The following is a 681-nucleotide window of genomic DNA, read 5'->3' as shown; positions in this document are numbered from 1 at the left end:
GTGTAGATCGGCCGGTAGTGCATCTTCGCCCGGCCTTCCTTTTCTGCGATTTCGTTCACGCGCTCGATGGGGAATCCCCGTTCAATGGGGAGTTCCGTCCGCTCACGTTCGGTTGGTGGGGACCCAGATTGCTCAGACATAGTTCAGTATACAGTAGGGATTACAGACGAGCCTCATAAGTGTACAGTCTGGCACTAGGAATTCTATTACCCAATTTGAAACGGAGTTTTATGTGGCACAGAATTCAGCTACGGATATGCAGATTGAGCAAGAGTTTGACGATGGAGAAACATATCACATAGAAGTGAATCATAGCGAAAGTGGGCCATTTACTCATATTGCACACTACCCAATCAAAAGCGGACCTAGAACATACAAATCGCTTAATGTCTTCTCAATTGATGGAAAAGATGACGATGATCCGGAGCGTTATATTATTAATTTTTGGAAGGCCCGTCCAAAAAATCCGCGATACCTCGGGATAGAGGAAGAAACACGATTCAAATGTGAGAAAGGCGAAGTGATACGTCTCCTTGATTTTCTAGATAGTCGCTATGAATTAGAGGGGCTAGAAGCTGGGGAACACGTCATCATCCGCAAAGAGTCTCCTTCTGCCGAAGCCGCAGCATCTGCTATACAAGCAATCAAAAGCTGTGAGTCAGAGGTAGAAGATCTACTAAT

General features: G+C 45.7%; 1 protein-coding gene. It reads left to right on the top strand.

Annotation, left to right across the window (positions count from 1 at the left end; genetic code table 11):
• Positions 1 to 256 precede the first annotated feature (256 nt).
• Positions 257 to 681: hypothetical protein (locus DVK07_RS22525; RefSeq protein WP_147441285.1), on the top strand; the 425-nt coding region annotated here is incomplete at its 3' end.

This window comes from Halorubrum sp. Atlit-26R (assembly GCF_003666015.1).
GTDB lineage: Archaea > Halobacteriota > Halobacteria > Halobacteriales > Haloferacaceae > Halorubrum.
The sequence above is the reverse complement of the archived record's forward strand: the minus strand, read 5'-3'. Positions and strand labels throughout refer to the sequence as shown.